The following is a 17,620-nucleotide window of genomic DNA, read 5'->3' as shown; positions in this document are numbered from 1 at the left end:
TCCGAAAGAAAAAATGCCCTTACAAGAAGGAAAGAATTACTTCTTTATTCTCGCCAATCCCGACTCTATCGTTCGATTTACCTCGAAGATAGAACCCTTTTACGACTTCAAAACAAAGGAAATAGAAGAATTACCCTTTTTATTCGCGTCACCCGGAATCGTTCCTCGTTTTTTATATTCTATAGAATGGAACCGAAGTTTATATCCGAGTAAATCGATCGATTCGCTGGCCTATTTGAGTTTTGAAAATGGAAGAATCCATTCCAATACGGAGCGATTTCCGGAAACAACCTTTGAGACTACGGAGAATGGATCTTTCCCCGTAAAACAAAATCCATATCTTCCCGTGGAAAAACTTCCGATCCGAATTTCCAGAACGAAAGATGAAACTACCACGATCGGTGCCGTTGTCTCCGGGGAATTCCAATTGTATCGTCAGAGAAGAAACAAGATGATCTCGACACGTTATTTGTCCTTGAAAGATATCGTAAATCCGGAGTTATCCGAAAACGAAGTCGAAAAAAAAATCGAATCGCTCTACTTCGATCAAAAAAGTAAAACTTATCTTTTTCGCCTGGTAAAAATTCTTTTTGCGGGAACTCCCGCTGAAGAACAAACGATCGTCTCCAATCTATTCAGTCACGAACCGGAATTCGCGATTTTTCTTCGAGATCAAATTTTCAAAATCGAAATTCTCCCGCTCATACACGGTCCATTCTTAAATCGTATCCTGACAACCCTCGATGAAAGAATCATTCGATTCTCTTATCCGAAACTTTCACCGCCCGTCAAAACGATGATCGAAAAAAATATCTCTAAGAATAAACTAAAAAGTATTCTGGATTCTCCAGTGAAAAAACCGGAGCCCGGAGAATCTCTGGAAGAAACGATCGAAAGAGAGATTTTTAGAAATTTTTCCAGAAAGATATATTACGAGGCTGGAATATTCTCGATTTATAGAGAACACCAAGAAGACTCAAAGGCGGATCCGAGTCAGACAATCGAAACCAAATTTCAGAGCGTTCCCAGAACAGAAAAGTTCAACTTTCAGATTTCAGGAATTTCGGCGATTCGACTCTACGCAGTTACGGAAAAAACGATTCTTTTCCAGGTTTTGCTATGGATCGAGATCGTTCGGATGGACACTCTCATTTCCAAAAAAGAACGGGACGAACAGTTCTTTCTTAAAATTCCACCCGGAAGAATTTTAGAGATCCCTTTCTTTCCGGAATTTCGGCTCCTCTGCGGAGCCGGGATTACATCGGAAAGAAAGACATTCGAATTTTGTTTATTAGGTTTTGATTATTGATTGGAACGGATTCTTCTTACAGAATCCTTCCAGATCTGAATTTCTTTTTCTCTTTGCGCCGCTTTCATCTGGGGAGAAAACTCTTTGCTGGTCTTGAGTTTTTTCTTAAGATCGGCGACTGAAGGAAAAAATCCCCGCTCGAGTCCCGCTAAAAAAGCGGCGCCTAACACGGTCGTGTCGACGTTGGCCGGACGAATTACTTTTTTTCCCAAGATATCGGATTGATACTGCATCAACCAAGAATTTCCCGTGGCCCCGCCGTCCACTTTCAAAACCTTCAACTTCGATCCGGTATCATTCTCCATCGCTTCCACAAGTTCATAGGATTGAAGCGCGATCGACTTGAGAGCGGCCCTCGTAATTTGCTCCGCGCTCGTATCGCGTGTGAGTCCAAGGATGGCCCCTCTTGCGTTCATATCCCAATACGGAGCGCCTAACCCTGAAAAGGCGGGAACAAACACGACCTCGTCTTCTTTTTTTACGGAAGCCGCCAACTTTTCGGAAACTTTGGATTCTTTAAAAAACTTCAGATTGTCTCGTAAGAATTGAACGACGGCTCCTCCGATAAAGACGGATCCTTCCAAACAATACACGGTCTTTCCTTCCGGACCACAACCGAGAGTCGTTAGTAGATTGTTCTTTGAGATTTGAAAATTATTTCCGGTGTTAAAAAGAAGAAAACATCCGGTTCCGTAGGTATTCTTCGCCTCTCCTGGTTCCGTGCAGAGCTGACCAAAAAGAGCTCCTTGTTGATCGCCGACAAGAGAAGAGATCGGAATTCCGTCGGGAAGACCGTTTACCTTTTCGGTTCGTCCAAACAAGGAACTGGAATTATGAGCTTCCGGAAGCACCGCTTCAGGGATTCCTAAAATTTGAGTGAGTTCCCGATCCCATTCTTTCTTTTCGATGTTGTAGATTAGGGTTCTACTTGCGTTCGTATGATCGGTCTTATGCGATTTTCCGTTAGTCAATCTATAGAGTAAGTATGTATCGATCGTACCGAAAAGAACCTTTCCTTTTTCAGCCTTCGCCTTCACACCTTTTACGTTGTCCAAAATCCATTTGATTTTGGTTCCGCTAAAATAGGCGTCCATCACAAGTCCGGTCTTTCTGCGGAACAAAGGTTCGAGACCTTTTTCCTTTAGATCCATACAGATATTGGAAGTCCTTCTGCACTGCCATACGATCGCGTTGTAAACGGGTTTGCCCGTATCCTTATCAAAAAGGACGGTTGTTTCCCTTTGGTTTGTAATTCCGATTGCCACGGCGTCGGACGGTTTGAGCTTTCCGTTTCGAATCGCTTTGAGAATGAGCTTCTCCGTTTTTACCCAAATCTCTTCCGCGTCGTGTTCCACCCATCCAGGTTTCGGATAGTGTTGCGCAAATTCAGAATAAGCGCTTGAAATTACGTTGCCCGATTTGTTAAAGCAGAAGGTTCGAATACCGGTAGTTCCGGCGTCGACTCCGATGATATACTCACTCATTGATGATTCTCCCAAAGATTAAAAATGAAAGATGGAATTCAATTTCAGAAAGAGAAAACTTGTTTTTAGACTTCGAGTTCCAGACCTTCATAGGCCATGATGATCTGCAGTTGATTGTCCGGATCAAACATCTCTTTGTATTTTAAAGCACGCAAGTAAACCGCGTCCAACTTTTCGTCGTCATACGAAGGATCGTGATGAAACATCACGAGTTTTTTGACGTTTGCACGAAGCGCGATATCGGTTGCCATCGAAGCGGAACTGTGTCCCCAGTCAATCTTCTGAAGAGATTCTTCAAAAGTATATTGTGTATCAAAGACCAGAATATCAGCGCCGCGAAAGTAATTGAGATAGTCTTGGATGTTTTCCATTTCGTCGAGATTAAACTCGGCATCCGATGCGAAGATGAGGGACTTTCCATCTTCTTCAAAACGATAGGAAAAACTTCCTCCGGGATGACGAACCGATTTTGAAATCGCGGAAATGGATTCCGTTACTGGAAACGCCTTTCCTTCCGGAATGAATTTAAAATTCTTCGTAGCTCGAAACCCGTCGTAAGGAACCGGAAAATGAGTAAAACTGTGTTGGTATTTGAGTCGTTCTTCTAAATTGTCAACGGAACTCAGAATCTCGAATACGTTACCGGGGGAATAGAGAGGAACAAAAAAAGGAATCCCTTGGATATGATCCCAATGAGTGTGAGTGAAGATCCACTTTGCCTTTCCCTTTCCTTCTAAAAAACCTTCATGCAAAATGGAATTACCGAGTTCTCTCAAACCGGTTCCTCCGTCGATGATTACGAGATTGTCTTTCTTATCTCGGATCTCGATACAAGTCGTGTTCCCACCGTAGGTGCTCCAACTGGAGAGAGAAAGAGAATCTAAGAACGTATCGATGGCGTCCGGACTCTGAATATCCGCGGGAGTTGCTAGGCTGAGAATTTTTTGTACTTTGCCACGTATAGATTCTCCTCTCACAGAGGAGGAAATGGACCCGCGTACACCCCAAAATTTTATGCGCATAATTTAAAAAAACTAACCTGAAAAGAAGAGGATTTTTCAGGAAAATGTTGTCTAAAATTATCAATTCCTTCAGGATTTCCAGCTAATTCTTTTTTATTTATGAAAAATTTCTTCTTGGTAGCGAACGTTAGGAAAAAAATTTTGTTTACCGAGTACAGTGATCGATTAGGATTCAAATAGGTTCCGAGCAAAGCAAACGTGGAAAATTTCAACACTGAAATCCTTACAGAAGGAACAACCTGCACGATACGCATTCAAGGGAGCATCAGCCTCAAAAATGCATTTGCTCTCAAAGAGCTAATTATCAAAAAGCACGGAGAAGGTTTTTCGGATATCGTTCTGGACTTTGCGGGAGACGCGTATTTGGATTCTTCCGGAATCGGAGCCATCTTCAATTCTCAGAAATACGTGACCGAAAGAAACGGTTCTCTCAAGCTTAAGAATATCAGCAGAGACGTGATGACGATCTTAAAGATCGCAAATCTTGACAAACACTTGGATATCATCCGTTAGGTCCGTATCCTGGAAGTCTTTCGGATCTACACCCTCTCACCCCTTCGCAACTTTACTTACATCCTCAGAAACACGGAAACGTCCCAAACCCTCTCGATCGATCCGTACGATTCAAAACAAGTCGAAACGTTCTTGGAGAATCAAGGATGGAATCTCGACTTTATCCTGAACACACACGAACACGCGGATCACACATCCGGAAACGAAGGACTCTTTCGAAAATACAAACCGATCGTATATTCTCATCCGGGAGGAATCGGAAAAATTCCACACGCGACTCATCCTATAAAAAAGGGAGACCGAATTCTCGCTTCCTCTAAGGAACACTTAGAAATTTTAGATACTCCCGGCCATACCTTTTGTCATGTCTGTCTTAAACTCGTAGAACAAGAAAAGGCAAAGGCACTCTTTACGGGTGATACCCTTTTCAACGCGGGTGTGGGAAATTGTTACCGAGGAGGCGACCCCGAGATTCTTGCCCAAACGGTTCTCGAACAAATCTATCCCTTGGAAAACGAGATTCTTCTTTATCCCGGACACGACTATTTAGAATCCAATCTGAAATTTACTCTCTCCTTAGATCCTTCCAATCAAGACGCGATTGATACGCTGGAAGAATCCGCTCGTTTGCAAAAAGACGTAGAATTCTTAACAACCAATCTCGGGAAAGAGAAGAAGATCAATACATTCCTTCAGTGCGATCATCCGTCCGAGGATTTGAAAAAGAACGTTCAAAAAAAGTCCGATCTCAAACTCCTTCCAAACGATCCAAAATCTCTTTTTGTTTCATTGCGTTCTCTGCGGGATCACTGGTAAAAAAGGGGCGGAAATCGTTTGCCGGAAAACCGTAGTCTAAAGAATCTGTAACCAGGACAGTTCTCTTTTGAATCGGCAAGTCTTATGAAACAATATGATATCATCGTAATCGGAACGGGCGGAGGGACAAAGCTGGTCACCCCTCCTTCCAAACTCGGCTATAAGGTCGCAGTGATCGAAAAAGAAACTCCGGGAGGAACCTGTCTCAACCGAGGTTGTATTCCTTCTAAGATGTTGATCTATCCCGCTGAAATTTTAACTCTCGCAAAACATTCCGAAAAATTTCAGATTACGTTTCCGGAAAAGCCGATCGTAGATTTCAAAACCCTCGTGGAAAGAGTTTCCAAAACCGTGGACGAAGAATCCGCTTCCATCGTTCCCGCATATGAAAAGAATCCGAACATAGACTATATCCAAGGTACGGCAACTTTTGTTTCCGATCGTATCATCCGCGTTAACGGAGAGGAACTGACCGCGGAAAGAATTTTTATCGCGGCGGGAGCAAGACCTTCTCTTCCAAACATCCCCGGTTTGGCAGGAACTCCTTATATGACAAGCCGTGAGGCGCTTCGAAGAACCGAACTTCCGAAATCGTTGATCGTAATCGGAGGCGGTTTTATCGCCTTAGAATTGGGTTTCGCCTATTCCGCGTTTGGTTCCGACGTTACCTTTTTGGTTCGGAATCGAATGCTGAAAAACGAAGATTCGGACGTCGTAGACGAATTCGAAAGAGTTTTTACAAAAGAACAAAAAGTTTTACTACATTCTACCATTCAAAAAGTAGAATATAAGGAAAATCGATTTTATCTCGATGTTACCGTGGACGGAAAACAATCTCGTTTAGAATCGGAAGCTCTTCTCGTCGCAACCGGCATTCAACCGAATTCGGATCTACTCGGACTTTCCAATACAAAAATTCAGACTGATAAAAACGGTTATATTCAAGTAGACGAATATTTGGAAACGACGGTTCCCGGTGTTTATGCCCTCGGAGATATCATCGGAAAATACTTTTACAGACATTCGGTCAACTTCGAGGGAGAATTTCTGTATCGAACCTTGTATCAGGAAAAGCAAAAATCTCCGATCGAATATCCTCCGGTTCCGCACGCGGTCTTCACACATCCTCAGGTGGCAAAAGTCGGAAAGACGGAGGAAGAACTAAAAGCATTAGGAATCGATTATATCGCAGCGAAAAATCCTTACAGCTCCAGCGCGACCGGAATGGCGAGACTTTCCGATTCCGGATTTATCAAAATTCTCGTAGAAAAAAAAACGAGAAAAGTTTTGGGAGCTCACGCGATCGGGGACGAGGCATCCGACGTAATCCACCTTTTGATTCTACTTATAACGATGAAGGGAACAATTGACGATCTCTTAAAGATGATCTATATCCACCCTGCGTTACCCGAAATTGCGCGTAACGCGGCAAGAAAGGCGAACGAAATTTTACAAACAACATAAATGATGGGAATCAAAGAAAAATATGAAATTTGCTCTGCAAATTGAAAACTTAGTCAAAACCTATTCCGGCGGGGTCACGGCGCTCAAAGGAATCAGCTTAAACGTGGAAAGCGGAGATTTTTTTGCGCTTCTCGGTCCAAACGGCGCCGGAAAATCCACAACGATCGGAATTCTCAGTTCCTTAGTGAACAAAACTTCCGGAAGAGTTCAAATTTTTGACGCGGACATCGATGTCGATTTAGCAAAAGCAAAATCTTATATCGGAGTCGTTCCTCAGGAATTTAACTTCAATATCTTTGAAAGAGTCGATCAGATCGTCATCAATCAAGGCGGCTACTACGGAATGGATCGGAAGCTGGCCGCGGAACGCGCAGAAGGTTATCTGCAACAACTCGGGTTGTATGAAAAACGAAAAGAAACTGCAGGTAGACTTTCCGGCGGAATGAAACGAAGATTGATGATAGCAAGGGCACTCATTCACAATCCAAAAATTCTTATCTTGGACGAACCTACCGCGGGAGTTGATATCGAACTCAGACGTTCTCTTTGGGAATACCTCCAAAAGCTCAACGCCTCCGGGATCACGGTCATCTTGACGACTCACTATTTGGAAGAAGCCGAAAGTCTTTGTAGAAATATCGCGATCATCGATCAGGGTCAGATCGTCGAAAACACTTCGATGAAAGACCTTCTTCAAAAACTGGATCAAGAAACGTTCATCTTGGATTTTACGGGGCATCTGAATTCGCATCGAAGCGCACCAGGAATCGAAATCAAACAAATAGACAATTCCACTCTGGAAGTTTCTATTTTTGCGGACGCTTCTCTAAACGATCTTTTCAAACTTCTGGATCAAAACGGAATCAAGATCAGCAGCATGAGAAATAAATCCAACCGTCTGGAAGAACTCTTCCTCAAACTGGTGGAGAAAAAACTATGACCTTAATAGAAAAATACAACGCATTTAAGACGATCGTAATCAAAGAAACAGTTCGTATCTTAAGAATTTGGGTGCAAACACTCATTCCTCCGGGAATCACGATCACACTTTACTTTATCATCTTTGGAAAGTTAGTCGGTTCTCAGATCGGAAACATCGGAGATCACACGTATATTCAGTTTATCGTTCCGGGTCTCGTGATGATGTCCGTGATCATCAATTCGTATAACAACGTAGTCTCCTCCTTTTTTGGAGCCAAGTTTCAGAAGAATATCGAAGAGTTACTCGTCTCCCCGACTCCCGCTTCTTTGATCGTCCTCGGTTATACGATCGGAGGTGTTATTCGTGGAATTCTTGTGGGAATTCTCGTGATCGCAATTTCACTTTTTTTTACTGAATTAGAAGTTTATAATTTTCCAATGTTGATTACTACGGTGATCCTGAGTTCTCTTCTATTTTCGTTGGGAGGATTTTTAAACGCACTCTTCGCGAAAAAATTCGACGACGTTACGATCATTCCTACGTTTATCCTTACGCCTCTAACTTATTTGGGCGGGGTTTTTTATTCGATCCAAATGCTTCCCCCTTTCTGGCAAAATGTGTCAAAGCTCAATCCGATTCTTTATATGGTAAACGCGTTTCGATTTGGATTTCTCGGGGTCAGCGATATTCATCCGGGATTTGCTCTTTTGATGATCGCGATGGCAACCTTGGTTCTCTACATTCTTTCCGTATTCTTACTGCGAAGAGGAACCGGAATTCGAAATTGATTCCGATAAAACCATGAGCATACAAGAAGAAATACGGTTTCGACTTTCACAAGAGCTCCGTCCTTCGAAACTGGAAGTTGTCGATTTCAGCGAGGAACACTCGGGTCATGCGGGAAATCCGGAAAACAAAGCGGAAGGAACTCATATAAAAATCGTATTGATTTCTTCCGCTTTTTTAGGCAAATCCAAGGTGGAACAACACAGGATGGTCTATTCCATTCTACAACCTTGGATCGACGCCGGGCTCCACGCGATCGTGCTCGAAACCGGAGAATCCGAGTAAATTCGGATTGTAACAAAAACGGGATCGAAAATGCTAAATCTACGATCTCAGAAATCAAACGGATAACGAGGTCCGGTCTAAAGAAAGAACGATGACAATCGATGAAATTAAAAATAAAATAGAATCCGGTCTTCCCGATTCTAAGGTTACCATCTTGGATCCCTATCAAGATGGAGTACATATCAAGGCAGTTGTGATTTACAAAGGATTTGAAGGTAAATCCATTTTAGAACAACATAGAATGGTCTATGAAACTCTAAAAGAAGAACTAAAACAAGAAGTGCACGCGCTTGCACTGGAAACGAGGACACAAGAATGAACGACGCAGCAAAACAGAAGATAGAAGAATTGATCGGTTCCGATAAGGTTTTCCTTTTTATGAAAGGAACTCCGGAAGCGCCTATGTGCGGCTTTTCAGCCGGGGTTGCCAACGTCCTCAGAAGTTTGGGAATTCAATACGGTTCCTTTAACGTTTTGTCCGACGAGGTGATTCGTCAAGGAATCAAGGACTTCGCAAACTGGCCGACGATTCCTCAGTTGTATATCAATGGAGAATTTGTAGGCGGTCATGACATCGTTGTTGAGATGGCGAAGTCAGGCGATCTTCAGAAAAAAGTGGGAACCATCCCTGCATGATAAAACTCTACCACTTTCTTACCTGTCCATACTGCGCCTATGTTCGAGAAGAATTTTCGAAGATGGGTTTGGTGCCTGGAAAGGATTATGAACTTGTAGAAGCGAGCCGGGGAACCCCCGGCCGAGATGAAGTCGTTCGACTCGGCGGAAAGAGTCAGGTTCCTTTTCTCGTAGACGGTAACACTCAGATGTATGAATCCAGAGATATCGTAACCTACGTAAAAAAGAAACTGGCTTCTTAAAAACCCAAGAGCGTTAATATTTTATTTCCAACGTCCCTGTTTTTGCCTTCATACGGATAGTTATGAATGTATAAGACGGGGTTGAAGTTCAACTCCAGGATTCTATAATCTCCCTTTGTTTCCAAATCTTTCAGGATGATATCCACTCCGCAGATTTTCGCTCCCACCGACTTCGCTGCCTTTACCGCAAGATCCTTATAATAAGAATCTGCGAGATCCGTTACGTCGATCGAATCTCCACCCGTACTGATATTGGAATTTTTTCGAAGGAAAACTTTTTGTTCGTTTGCGGGAATAAAATCTTTCGTGAGGTGAGCCTGCTCCAGAACGTCGAGTTCCGTATCTCCGAGTTGAATTTTTTCGAGAGGAGTTACGTGTCCAACTCCGCGTCTCGGATCTTCGTTTTTTAAAGCGACGAGTTCTTCTATCGTATGTTTACCGTCGCCCGTCACGTTAGCCGGAATCCGATTGCAAACGGCAACGGTTTCATCACCGATCACTAAAAAACGATACTCATTTCCTTCCGCAAATTCTTCCACGATTACGGATTCGGAATGATTGAAGGCGATTTTGATCGCTTTTTTCGCGTCCTCTACCGAGGCTTTGGGAGGAAGAATGGTGATTCCAATTCCGAAATTTGTAGTGACCGGTTTTACGACCATCTTCTTTTCATTATGAATTTCCCAAAACGAAAGTGCGGGTTCGGGTTCGCCGAAACTATCTCCCGCAGGAACTTGAAGACCCGCTTCATCCATTACGATTTTTGAAATCGTTTTATTCTCCATCACGAGAAAGGTCATATAAGAATCGAGTACCGTCTTGGAAGCTTCCTTTACGTATTGAACGTGTCCGGAAGAATTTTTTAACCGAAGAAAATGATTCTTTCGATCCAAAATTTCAACTTCGAGACCTCGATTGAGGGCGTCTCGGATCACGATCTGAGTGGAAATTTCCAGATCTTCGAAATCTTTTAGTGTGAAAATATCGGGTGAGATAAATTCTCCCGATTTCAATTTCAGTGATTGCATAGTTTGACTGTGGGATAGTGGGTTTGAGATTCTTCTTTCTCTAATTGTTCTTTTTCTTGAAAGGATCTCTGCGATTCCTTTTCGATCTTCATAAGGGTTCCCGGAGAATATTCCATATAAGAAAGGGCTCTTCGATTTTCCCTCGCGAGTTCCATTCCCTTATCTCTAAATTCGATTCCACGTTTTAGGATTTCGCATAACAATTTTCCGGAAGGAGTTTTATCAGGATTCCTCCATTTCCGAATCTGAAAGTCGATCGCTTCTTGATAGGCCTTTCTTCCTGTGTGGAGATCCAAAATTTTCGCGTAGTGTCTCAAGGATTCCGAATATTCTGCACCCGTTTGTTGAAAGTTCTTTTCGGAATTTCCGACCCTGATTTTCAAATCGGGTTTTCTTCCTTCCCAAATCACCTTACTCAGATTTTCTTTTTGAATTTCGTTCTCCTCCGCGTCGATGGAAGGCGACGGAGTCAAAAGAGAATCCAGAAGAATCAACTGAGTGAACGCGAGATTGTGTCTACAAACCCCCAAAGGAGAATACGGATCGATGTCCAAGGATCGAATTTCTATATATTCGATTCCCCTTCTTAAAAGCGCATCCAGAGGTCTTTCATCACCTTTTGGAACTTGTTTCGGACGTACGGGGGAATAGAACTCGTTTTCGATCTGAAGATAATTCGGATTGAGCTGAGCATCCGGAGTTCTTGGAAAGGATTCATACTTCTCATACGGAGTGTGAACCGCGTAACACATACGATCCACGTATTCCGCCAAAGAATTATAATGAATTCCTAATGTATCCTGAACTTTGCTCGTGTAACCGATCTCGCTCATACGAAGGGAAGTCGCATAGGGAGAATACATCGTAAAATTCTTATGTCTTTCAAATTTAAGATCCCCGGGATTGGGGAGGAAGGTGGAATCGAAAACGGAAGAAGATCCGGTGAGATAGGTCAAATAGTGAACCCTTCTCATGAAGTTTCGGATAACGTGCAAATACAAAGAAGAGATTTCTTCCTTTGTAAAATTGGACACGTCCTTTCCTAAAAATTGTCTCAAGAATATATTGGAGAAAGAGAAGTTATAGTGAACTCCCGAAATCGTCTGCATTCTTCTTCCGTAACGAAGCCCGAGTCCGTGGCGATAGATCGTCTTCCATTTACCGGAAGCGGAACTCCCGTATTGTCCGAGCGGGATGTCGTTTTCGTCTTCCGGTAAAATCGGAGGCATGCTAAAAGGCCAGATCAACTCGTTGTTTAATTTTCGGATCGTATATATATGCAGATCTTGTAATTCTCGAATATTGGCTTCGATTCGAGGACGAGGATGAGTGGCGTACTCGAGTTGTGGTTCGGCGAAATCGGTTTTGATATAGTGATTGGTAAGACTGGAACCGAGATGTTCCGGATGGGGAGTTCTTGCGAGGGTTCCATCCGGATTGACTCGCATACTTTCTTTTTCCAATCCGTGTTTTGCTTTTACCGCGTGGCGTAAAAGAATTTCCAGAGAAACCTCGTCTAGCTTTGATTGAGTAAATTCTTTTGTTTTCAAAGTCCGCCTGTGGCCCCTTCTCCACGTGGATCGGAAGCTCCGTAGAGCATTCCATTCTCTCTTTTGACCGAGAATAATTTTGCAAAGTTCGGTGCGATTCGTATATCGTGTTTTCTCGCGGAAAGTCCGTCGAAAACGTTTCGTTCGTTCACCGACTTTTCGATAAAGACCGCATCGGGAAAGAATTGATGATGCACTCTCCCTCTCGCCACCGATTCATACAGGGTCAGCTTAAAATCCAAATTATAGATCAAAGACTGTAAAACTGCATTCACAATATAAGAACCACCCGGAGCTCCCGTAGCCAAAAAGGCTTGATTGCCTTTAAAAACAAGAGTCGGAGACATACTACTCAGTGGAGTTTTTTTAGGAAGAATGGAATTCGCTTCCGCACCGATAAGTCCATAGACATTCGGTTCCCCGGGAGCACGGCTGAAATCATCCATCGTATCGTTTAAGACGATCCCATAACCGGGAACTACGACCGAAGCTCCGAAACGAAAGTTGATGGATTGAGTTGTCGAAGCAACGTTTCCATCCTTGTCCATCACGGAAATATGAGTGGTTTGCGGAGATTCTACGCTAAAGTTTAATTCTTTTAAAAAAGAGGAGCTGCTCGAAGCCTGCTTTGGATCAAAGTCAGTAATTTTTTCTTCCGCGTATTTTTTTGATAGAAGTCGATCGATCGGAATCTTTGTAAACTGCGGATCTCCGCCGAGAATCGCTCGGTCCGCATATCCTCTACGCATCGCTTCCGTAATAAAATGATAATAACCGGCCGCGTCCTTGTCATACAATTCCTTCAGAGGTTTTGTTTCGACCATGGACAACATCGTAAGAAGATGAACGCCGGAAGAAGGAGGAGGCATCGTATAGATCGTATAATCTCTGTAAGACGACTTCAGCGTTTTCTTTTCAATCACTCGAAAACCTTTCAAATCTTGGGAAGAAATCAGACCTCCGTTTTTCTTCATCGAGTTCACGATCGATTCTGCGATTTTACCGTGATAGAACTCTCTTTCTCCGGTTTCGGAAATTAGTTTTAGAGTATTGGCGAGATCTTTTTGGACGAGCAAGGAACCGACTTCGGGAACCTTACCCTTGGGAAGAAAAATTCCTTTCATTTCCTCGTCCATGTCCTTGGATGATTTTTGAATCGCAGAAAAAAGATCCGCGTAAACCGGAAAACCATTCTCCGCTAAACGAATCGCAGGAGCTATGATTGACTTGAGCGGGAGTTTACCAAAACGTTTTTGAATCTGAATCAGACCGGCCACGTTACCCGGAACACCAACCGCACGAAATCCAAAAAGAGAATCCTCTTTCGGTTTTCTTTTATACATATTGCGGGAGGCCGCGCTCGGCGCCCTTTCTCTAAAATCAAACGCAATCGGTTCCGAAAATTCTTTTAGATAGAGAACGAGAAAACCGCCTCCTCCCAAACCGGTCGAATGGGGTCTCGTCACGGAGATCGCAAAGGAAGTAGCGACGACAACGTCCACGACATTTCCGCCTAACTTTCCCACTTCGATCCCAGCCGCGGTGGCTTCGGGAGAATCGGATGCGATCATCAGATTTTTACTCTCGCTAAAATAATCGGTATGTTTTCTTTGATTGGAAGGAGTTACGAGTAAGTCTGTGGAAACTTGCTTTCCTTCGATCGAAAGCGGAACTTCCTTACACGAAATAAGGAGAAGTATCAGTATGATACGTACGTATTTTTGTTTCATCGGATCCTGGAAAGTTTTTTAAGTTTAGGATTTTTTGCCGTGAGAGAATTCCATTTCGATTCCCTCTTTACCGGCGATCAGTTTTGCCTTTCCACCCGATTTGAGTTCTCCAAAAAGGATCTCTTCAGAGATTCTCTTTGAGATATGAGTATCGATCCATCTCTGCACGGGTCTTGCCCCGAACTCAGGGGTATAAGCTTTCTCTGCGATGTAGTTGAGTACATCATCCTGAAACTCTAATTCAATTTGTTTAGAATTCAGACGCTCTTGTAAAAGAGCAAGCTGTTTTGCAACTACTTTGGTTACATTTTCCTGACTGAGAGAAGAGAACTCTATCACCGCTGTGAGACGGTTTCTAAACTCGGGAGAAAATTGTTTTTCGATCGCCTTGAGACTTCTGTCTTCCAAAAGATCGTTTCCAAAACCCACTGGATTTGTGGAACGCTCCCGAGCTCCGGTGTTTGTAGTCATCACTATAATCACCTGACGAAAATCGGATTTTCTTCCGTTGTTGTCCGTAAGAGTTGCGTGATCCATAATCTGAAGAAGAATATTATAAATGTCTTCATGAGCCTTTTCTATCTCGTCGAGCAAAAGAACACAGTGAGGATTTCGATGCACCGCGTCCGTAAGTTGTCCGCCTTGTTCAAAACCTACGTAACCCGGCGGAGAACCGATCAATCGGGAAACCGTATGTTTTTCCATGTATTCGCTCATATCAAAACGAATGAGTTCCACTCCGAGAATCTCCGCGAGTTTACGAGTCAACTCCGTCTTTCCAACTCCGGTCGGTCCTGCAAAGAGAAAACTTCCCACGGGTTTTCCCGGTTCGGAAAGTCCGCTTCTGGAAAGTCGAATGGACTGTACGAGCTGATCGATCGCGGAATTTTGTCCGTAGATCTTGGCTTTTAACTCTTCATCCAAGTTCTTGAGTTTTTCACGATCGTCGGCTTTAACCGTAACGGAAGGAACCTTTGCGATCTTGGAAACGAGTTCTTCGATTTCTCTTACCGTCACGGTTTTTTTTCCCCCCTCTCTAAGGCGAACGCGAGCGCCGGCTTCGTCCAAAAGATCGATCGCCTTGTCCGGAAGTTTTCGATCCAGAATATAACGCGCCGACAACTCAGCAGCCTGTTCCACCGCCGAAGCGGAATACTTCACCTTGTGAAAGGATTCGTATTTTCCTAAAAGTCCTTTTAGAATCTCAACGGTTTCGGAGATGGACGGTTCTCCCACTTCTACTTTTTGGAATCTTCTGGAAAGTGCATGATCTTTTTCGAATATAGATTTGTATTCTTTATAGGTCGTGGTTCCGATACAACGAAGTTCTCCGCTGGAGAGTGCTGGTTTTAGGAGATTGGATGCGTCCAAAGAACCGCCGGAAACGGCTCCGGCTCCGATGATCGTATGGATCTCGTCTATAAAAAGAACGTGATCGTCTTGGGCCGTGATCTGAGTTACTACATTCTTGAGTCTTTCTTCAAATTCTCCTCGGAACTTAGTGCCCGCGAGTAAAAGCCCCATATCCAAAGAATAAACTTTTAGATTTTTCAACGGCTCCGGAACTTTTCCGTCCACGACCATTTGGGCGAGGCCCTCCACGATCGAAGTTTTACCGACTCCTGCCTCTCCTACAAAGATAGGATTGTTCTTTCTTCTTCTACAGAGAATATGAATCGTACGATCGAGTTCGTCCGCGCGTCCGATCATAGGATCTAATTTTCCTTCTCGTGCTTTTGCGGTGAGATCCACACAAAAGGCCTTGAGAGGATCGGAAACTTTTTCTCCTTCTTCACCCAGAGTTTCTTTTTCTCGGTTCTGATTGTCCTTACGGATTCCATGAGAAATGTAACGTACGATATCCAGTCTGGAAATATCTTGCGATCCGAGAAAATAAACTGCGTTGGATTGATCTTCTCTGAATAACGCCGCGAGAACGTCTCCCCCGTCCATTTTTTTATTGCGAGTGGATTGAACGTGAAACTCGGCGAGTTGCAGAACGTGTTGTACCCCGATGGTATAAATCGGATCCACTTCTCCCGAGGTTTCCGGAAAGGATTCGAGTTCGCTATCCAGATAATGACTCAGATCTTTCTTTAGTTTTTCGATATCCGCCCCGCAGGCTTCCAAAACTTCCTTAGCGACCGTGTCGGATGTTAGTGCGAGAAGAATGTGTTCGAGCGTGATAAATTCGTTTCTTCTTTTTTTGGCTTCTTCCCAAGCCTTTCTTAAGGTCCGTTCCATTTCTTCCGTAAGAATCATGATTCTTCTTCTCCTTCCTCCACTTCCATCGTACAATGCAGTGGGTATCCGTGTTGATCCGCCAATTGTTGAACTTGTATGACCTTGGTTCGCGCCACATCGTGCGAATAAACGCCGCATAACGCTTTCCCCGTAATATGAGCCTTTAGCATGATCTGTTCGCTTTCCGCTCTTGTTCTGTGAAAGACTACTTGTAAAATCCAAACGACGAATTCCATAGGAGTAAAATCGTCGTTGAGTATGATAACCCTGTATTTGGAAGGACGTTTGAGTTTGACCTTCTCCTTGGTCAAAGTCTGTTCTTCCGTATCAAATCGAAAGATCTCGCTCATGGATCTCGACTCCCCTTATCTGCGATCGCATTGTCTCGGAAGAATGTTTCGCTCGAAAATTCCTTAAGCGGAGAGTGCTCGTTGGTTTCTTGAATCATTTCCTGCATGTGCAGTCTTTCTTCTTTTAGGAAACGTTCAATCGCATTTCTCGCGCCCGGATGAAAAATCCTATGCGAACTATAAGTCGGCATCGCAGGAAATCCTCGGAGGAATTTGTGTTCTCCTTGGGCGCCGGCCTCAAAGACTTTGATTTTCTCACGAATCGCGTAGTCGATCAATTGATAAAAACAACATTCAAAATGAAGATGAGAATGGTATTCGATACAACCCCAATATCTTCCGTATAAAAAATCTCCTTTGCGGAGATTGAAGGTTCCCGCGATGGGTTTTCCGTCCCGCGAGGCGAGAACCAAAACGACCCTTTCTCGAAACGTATCAAAGGCCGAATCAAAAAACTTACGATTGAGATAAGCGGAGCCCCATTTTCTGGAATGTGTGTCTTGATAGAATTGCCAGATCGAATTCATATCCGATTTTTGAATCTCATTTCCTTCTAGGATTCTGATTTCGAGGCCGTAGCTACGAACGATCTCGCGTTCCCGTTTGATCTGCATTCTTTTCTTGGATTTCATCGCACCCAAGTAATCGTCAAAACTTGAGTAGTCCCGGTTCATCCAGTGAAATTGGTGCGAAAGCCGGGTGGCAAATCCGTAATTCTCCAGAACTTCCGATTCTTCTTTTTCTAAGAATAGAAAATGAACTCCGGAAAGACCCTCTTCTTCGGAAAAACGAAGGAGCTCCGGAATCATATAGGAACAAACTTCTTCGAGACTCATTTCCTTTGTATGGAGAATTCGTTTGCCGTTGGCAGGAGTAAACGGAATCGCAACGAGACCTTTGGGATAATAATTCAAACCAGCTTGAGAGAAGAATTGAGCCCACTGAAAATCAAAGATGTATTCTCCGTAAGAATCAAACTTGAGAAAAAGAGGAATAACCGCTGAGAAACGTCCTTCCTTTTTGAGAATACAATACTTCTGAATCCAAGAAGTGTTTGAACCGATACAACGGGAGATTTCGAGAGAATGTAAAAAGTCGTATTCTAAGAATGGGTTTTTTGGATCGGAGATTGCGTTCCATTCTTCCTTGGAAATCGAGGAGATAGAATCTAAAAATTCTACTCTGATACCATTGGGCGGTTGCGAAGACATGCTATTTGTTGGACTTGTTTGGTTGCAG

At 43.4% G+C, this 17,620-nt stretch carries 18 protein-coding genes; 10 read left to right on the top strand and 8 right to left on the bottom strand.

What is annotated here, in order from left to right:
* Window positions 1-13: 13 nt before the first annotated feature.
* Window positions 14-1,309, top strand: a complete 1,296-nt coding sequence (locus tag A0128_RS09120) for a hypothetical protein (RefSeq protein ID WP_069607219.1) — start codon at window positions 14-16, stop codon at window positions 1,307-1,309.
* Here A0128_RS09120 and glpK read toward each other — a convergent pair.
* Window positions 1,303-2,793, bottom strand: a complete 1,491-nt coding sequence (glpK, locus tag A0128_RS09115; protein ID WP_069607218.1) for a glycerol kinase GlpK — start codon at window positions 2,791-2,793, stop codon at window positions 1,303-1,305. The genes A0128_RS09120 and glpK overlap by 7 nt on opposite strands.
* Before the next feature lie 65 nt (window positions 2,794-2,858).
* The gene (locus A0128_RS09110) at window positions 2,859-3,815 is read right to left on the bottom strand and encodes an MBL fold metallo-hydrolase (RefSeq protein ID WP_069607217.1); all 957 of its coding nucleotides are present in this window, start codon (window positions 3,813-3,815) and stop codon (window positions 2,859-2,861) included.
* 198 nt (window positions 3,816-4,013) lie between these two features.
* On the opposite strand from A0128_RS09110, the gene A0128_RS09100 reads away from it, so the two are divergent.
* From A0128_RS09100 to A0128_RS09060, 9 genes are all read left to right on the top strand, one after another.
* A complete protein-coding gene (locus A0128_RS09100) occupies window positions 4,014-4,328 on the top strand; it encodes an STAS domain-containing protein (RefSeq protein ID WP_069607215.1) in 315 nt (104 codons plus the stop codon).
* Window positions 4,329-4,460: 132 nt separating this feature from the next.
* Complete coding sequence (locus A0128_RS21790) at window positions 4,461-5,144, top strand: hydroxyacylglutathione hydrolase C-terminal domain-containing protein (RefSeq protein WP_427854337.1); 684 nt, start codon at window positions 4,461-4,463, stop codon at window positions 5,142-5,144.
* Between the two features lie 84 nt (window positions 5,145-5,228).
* Entirely contained in the window at window positions 5,229-6,608 is a 1,380-nt protein-coding gene (locus A0128_RS09090) for a dihydrolipoyl dehydrogenase (RefSeq protein WP_069607214.1), read from the top strand.
* A 22-nt stretch (window positions 6,609-6,630) separates the two neighbouring features.
* Window positions 6,631-7,548 (top strand): ABC transporter ATP-binding protein, encoded by a 918-nt coding sequence (locus A0128_RS09085; RefSeq protein ID WP_069607213.1) that lies wholly within the window; start codon window positions 6,631-6,633, stop codon window positions 7,546-7,548.
* Window positions 7,545-8,318: an ABC transporter permease gene (locus tag A0128_RS09080; RefSeq protein ID WP_069607212.1), complete on the top strand. Its 774-nt coding sequence runs from the start codon at window positions 7,545-7,547 to the stop codon at window positions 8,316-8,318. The genes A0128_RS09085 and A0128_RS09080 overlap by 4 nt, the downstream gene beginning before the upstream one ends.
* A gap of 13 nt (window positions 8,319-8,331) precedes the next feature.
* Window positions 8,332-8,601 carry a BolA family protein gene (locus tag A0128_RS09075; protein ID WP_069607211.1) on the top strand — a complete coding sequence of 90 codons (270 nt, stop codon included), beginning with the start codon at window positions 8,332-8,334 and terminating at the stop codon, window positions 8,599-8,601.
* 91 nt (window positions 8,602-8,692) lie between these two features.
* Window positions 8,693-8,920, top strand: a complete 228-nt coding sequence (locus A0128_RS09070; protein WP_069607210.1) for a BolA/IbaG family iron-sulfur metabolism protein — start codon at window positions 8,693-8,695, stop codon at window positions 8,918-8,920.
* A complete protein-coding gene (grxD, locus tag A0128_RS09065; RefSeq protein WP_069607209.1) occupies window positions 8,917-9,237 on the top strand; it encodes a Grx4 family monothiol glutaredoxin in 321 nt (106 codons plus the stop codon). Before A0128_RS09070 ends, grxD begins: the two co-directional genes overlap by 4 nt.
* Complete coding sequence (locus A0128_RS09060) at window positions 9,237-9,479, top strand: glutathione S-transferase N-terminal domain-containing protein (RefSeq protein WP_069609218.1); 243 nt, start codon at window positions 9,237-9,239, stop codon at window positions 9,477-9,479. Before grxD ends, A0128_RS09060 begins: the two co-directional genes overlap by 1 nt.
* Here the strand turns inward: A0128_RS09060 and gshAB are convergent.
* The 6 genes from gshAB to A0128_RS09030 are packed head-to-tail and all read right to left on the bottom strand — an operon-like array spanning window position 9,476 to window position 17,592.
* Window positions 9,476-10,507: a bifunctional glutamate--cysteine ligase GshA/glutathione synthetase GshB gene (gshAB, locus tag A0128_RS09055; RefSeq protein ID WP_069607208.1), complete on the bottom strand. Its 1,032-nt coding sequence runs from the start codon at window positions 10,505-10,507 to the stop codon at window positions 9,476-9,478. The genes A0128_RS09060 and gshAB overlap by 4 nt on opposite strands.
* Window positions 10,495-12,057: a glutamate--cysteine ligase gene (gene gshA / locus A0128_RS09050; RefSeq protein ID WP_069607207.1), complete on the bottom strand. Its 1,563-nt coding sequence runs from the start codon at window positions 12,055-12,057 to the stop codon at window positions 10,495-10,497. The genes gshAB and gshA overlap by 13 nt, the downstream gene beginning before the upstream one ends.
* Complete coding sequence (ggt, locus tag A0128_RS09045) at window positions 12,054-13,787, bottom strand: gamma-glutamyltransferase (RefSeq protein ID WP_069607206.1); 1,734 nt, start codon at window positions 13,785-13,787, stop codon at window positions 12,054-12,056. The genes gshA and ggt overlap by 4 nt, the downstream gene beginning before the upstream one ends.
* Window positions 13,788-13,811: 24 nt before the next feature.
* Window positions 13,812-16,049, bottom strand: a complete 2,238-nt coding sequence (gene clpA / locus A0128_RS09040) for an ATP-dependent Clp protease ATP-binding subunit ClpA (RefSeq protein WP_069607205.1) — start codon at window positions 16,047-16,049, stop codon at window positions 13,812-13,814.
* Complete coding sequence (gene clpS / locus A0128_RS09035) at window positions 16,046-16,381, bottom strand: ATP-dependent Clp protease adapter ClpS (protein WP_069607204.1); 336 nt, start codon at window positions 16,379-16,381, stop codon at window positions 16,046-16,048. Before clpS ends, clpA begins: the two co-directional genes overlap by 4 nt.
* Window positions 16,378-17,592: a GNAT family N-acetyltransferase gene (locus A0128_RS09030; RefSeq protein ID WP_069607203.1), complete on the bottom strand. Its 1,215-nt coding sequence runs from the start codon at window positions 17,590-17,592 to the stop codon at window positions 16,378-16,380. Before A0128_RS09030 ends, clpS begins: the two co-directional genes overlap by 4 nt.
* Window positions 17,593-17,620: the final 28 nt, after the last annotated feature.

It is taken from the genome of Leptospira tipperaryensis, assembly GCF_001729245.1.
Classification (GTDB): Bacteria; Spirochaetota; Leptospiria; order Leptospirales; family Leptospiraceae; genus Leptospira; species Leptospira tipperaryensis.
This window is presented reverse-complemented; position numbering and strand designations above follow the sequence as displayed.

Bases quoted from the DNA above. Each gene is read 5' to 3' on its own strand.
- clpS (WP_069607204.1), bottom strand. From the start codon at position 16,381: ATGAGCGAGATCTTTCGATTTGATACGGAAGAACAGACTTTGACCAAG.
- clpA (WP_069607205.1), bottom strand. From the start codon at position 16,049: ATGATTCTTACGGAAGAAATGGAACGGACCTTAAGAAAGGCTTGGGAA.
- A0128_RS09120 (WP_069607219.1), top strand. From the start codon at position 14: ATGCCCTTACAAGAAGGAAAGAATTACTTCTTTATTCTCGCCAATCCC.
- A0128_RS09080 (WP_069607212.1), top strand. From the start codon at position 7,545: ATGACCTTAATAGAAAAATACAACGCATTTAAGACGATCGTAATCAAA.
- A0128_RS09085 (WP_069607213.1), top strand. From the start codon at position 6,631: ATGAAATTTGCTCTGCAAATTGAAAACTTAGTCAAAACCTATTCCGGC.
- A0128_RS09030 (WP_069607203.1), bottom strand. From the start codon at position 17,592: ATGTCTTCGCAACCGCCCAATGGTATCAGAGTAGAATTTTTAGATTCT.
- ggt (WP_069607206.1), bottom strand. From the start codon at position 13,787: ATGAAACAAAAATACGTACGTATCATACTGATACTTCTCCTTATTTCG.
- A0128_RS09110 (WP_069607217.1), bottom strand. From the start codon at position 3,815: ATGCGCATAAAATTTTGGGGTGTACGCGGGTCCATTTCCTCCTCTGTG.
- gshAB (WP_069607208.1), bottom strand. From the start codon at position 10,507: ATGCAATCACTGAAATTGAAATCGGGAGAATTTATCTCACCCGATATT.
- glpK (WP_069607218.1), bottom strand. From the start codon at position 2,793: ATGAGTGAGTATATCATCGGAGTCGACGCCGGAACTACCGGTATTCGA.
- A0128_RS09075 (WP_069607211.1), top strand. From the start codon at position 8,332: ATGAGCATACAAGAAGAAATACGGTTTCGACTTTCACAAGAGCTCCGT.
- A0128_RS09070 (WP_069607210.1), top strand. From the start codon at position 8,693: ATGACAATCGATGAAATTAAAAATAAAATAGAATCCGGTCTTCCCGAT.
- A0128_RS09090 (WP_069607214.1), top strand. From the start codon at position 5,229: ATGAAACAATATGATATCATCGTAATCGGAACGGGCGGAGGGACAAAG.
- grxD (WP_069607209.1), top strand. From the start codon at position 8,917: ATGAACGACGCAGCAAAACAGAAGATAGAAGAATTGATCGGTTCCGAT.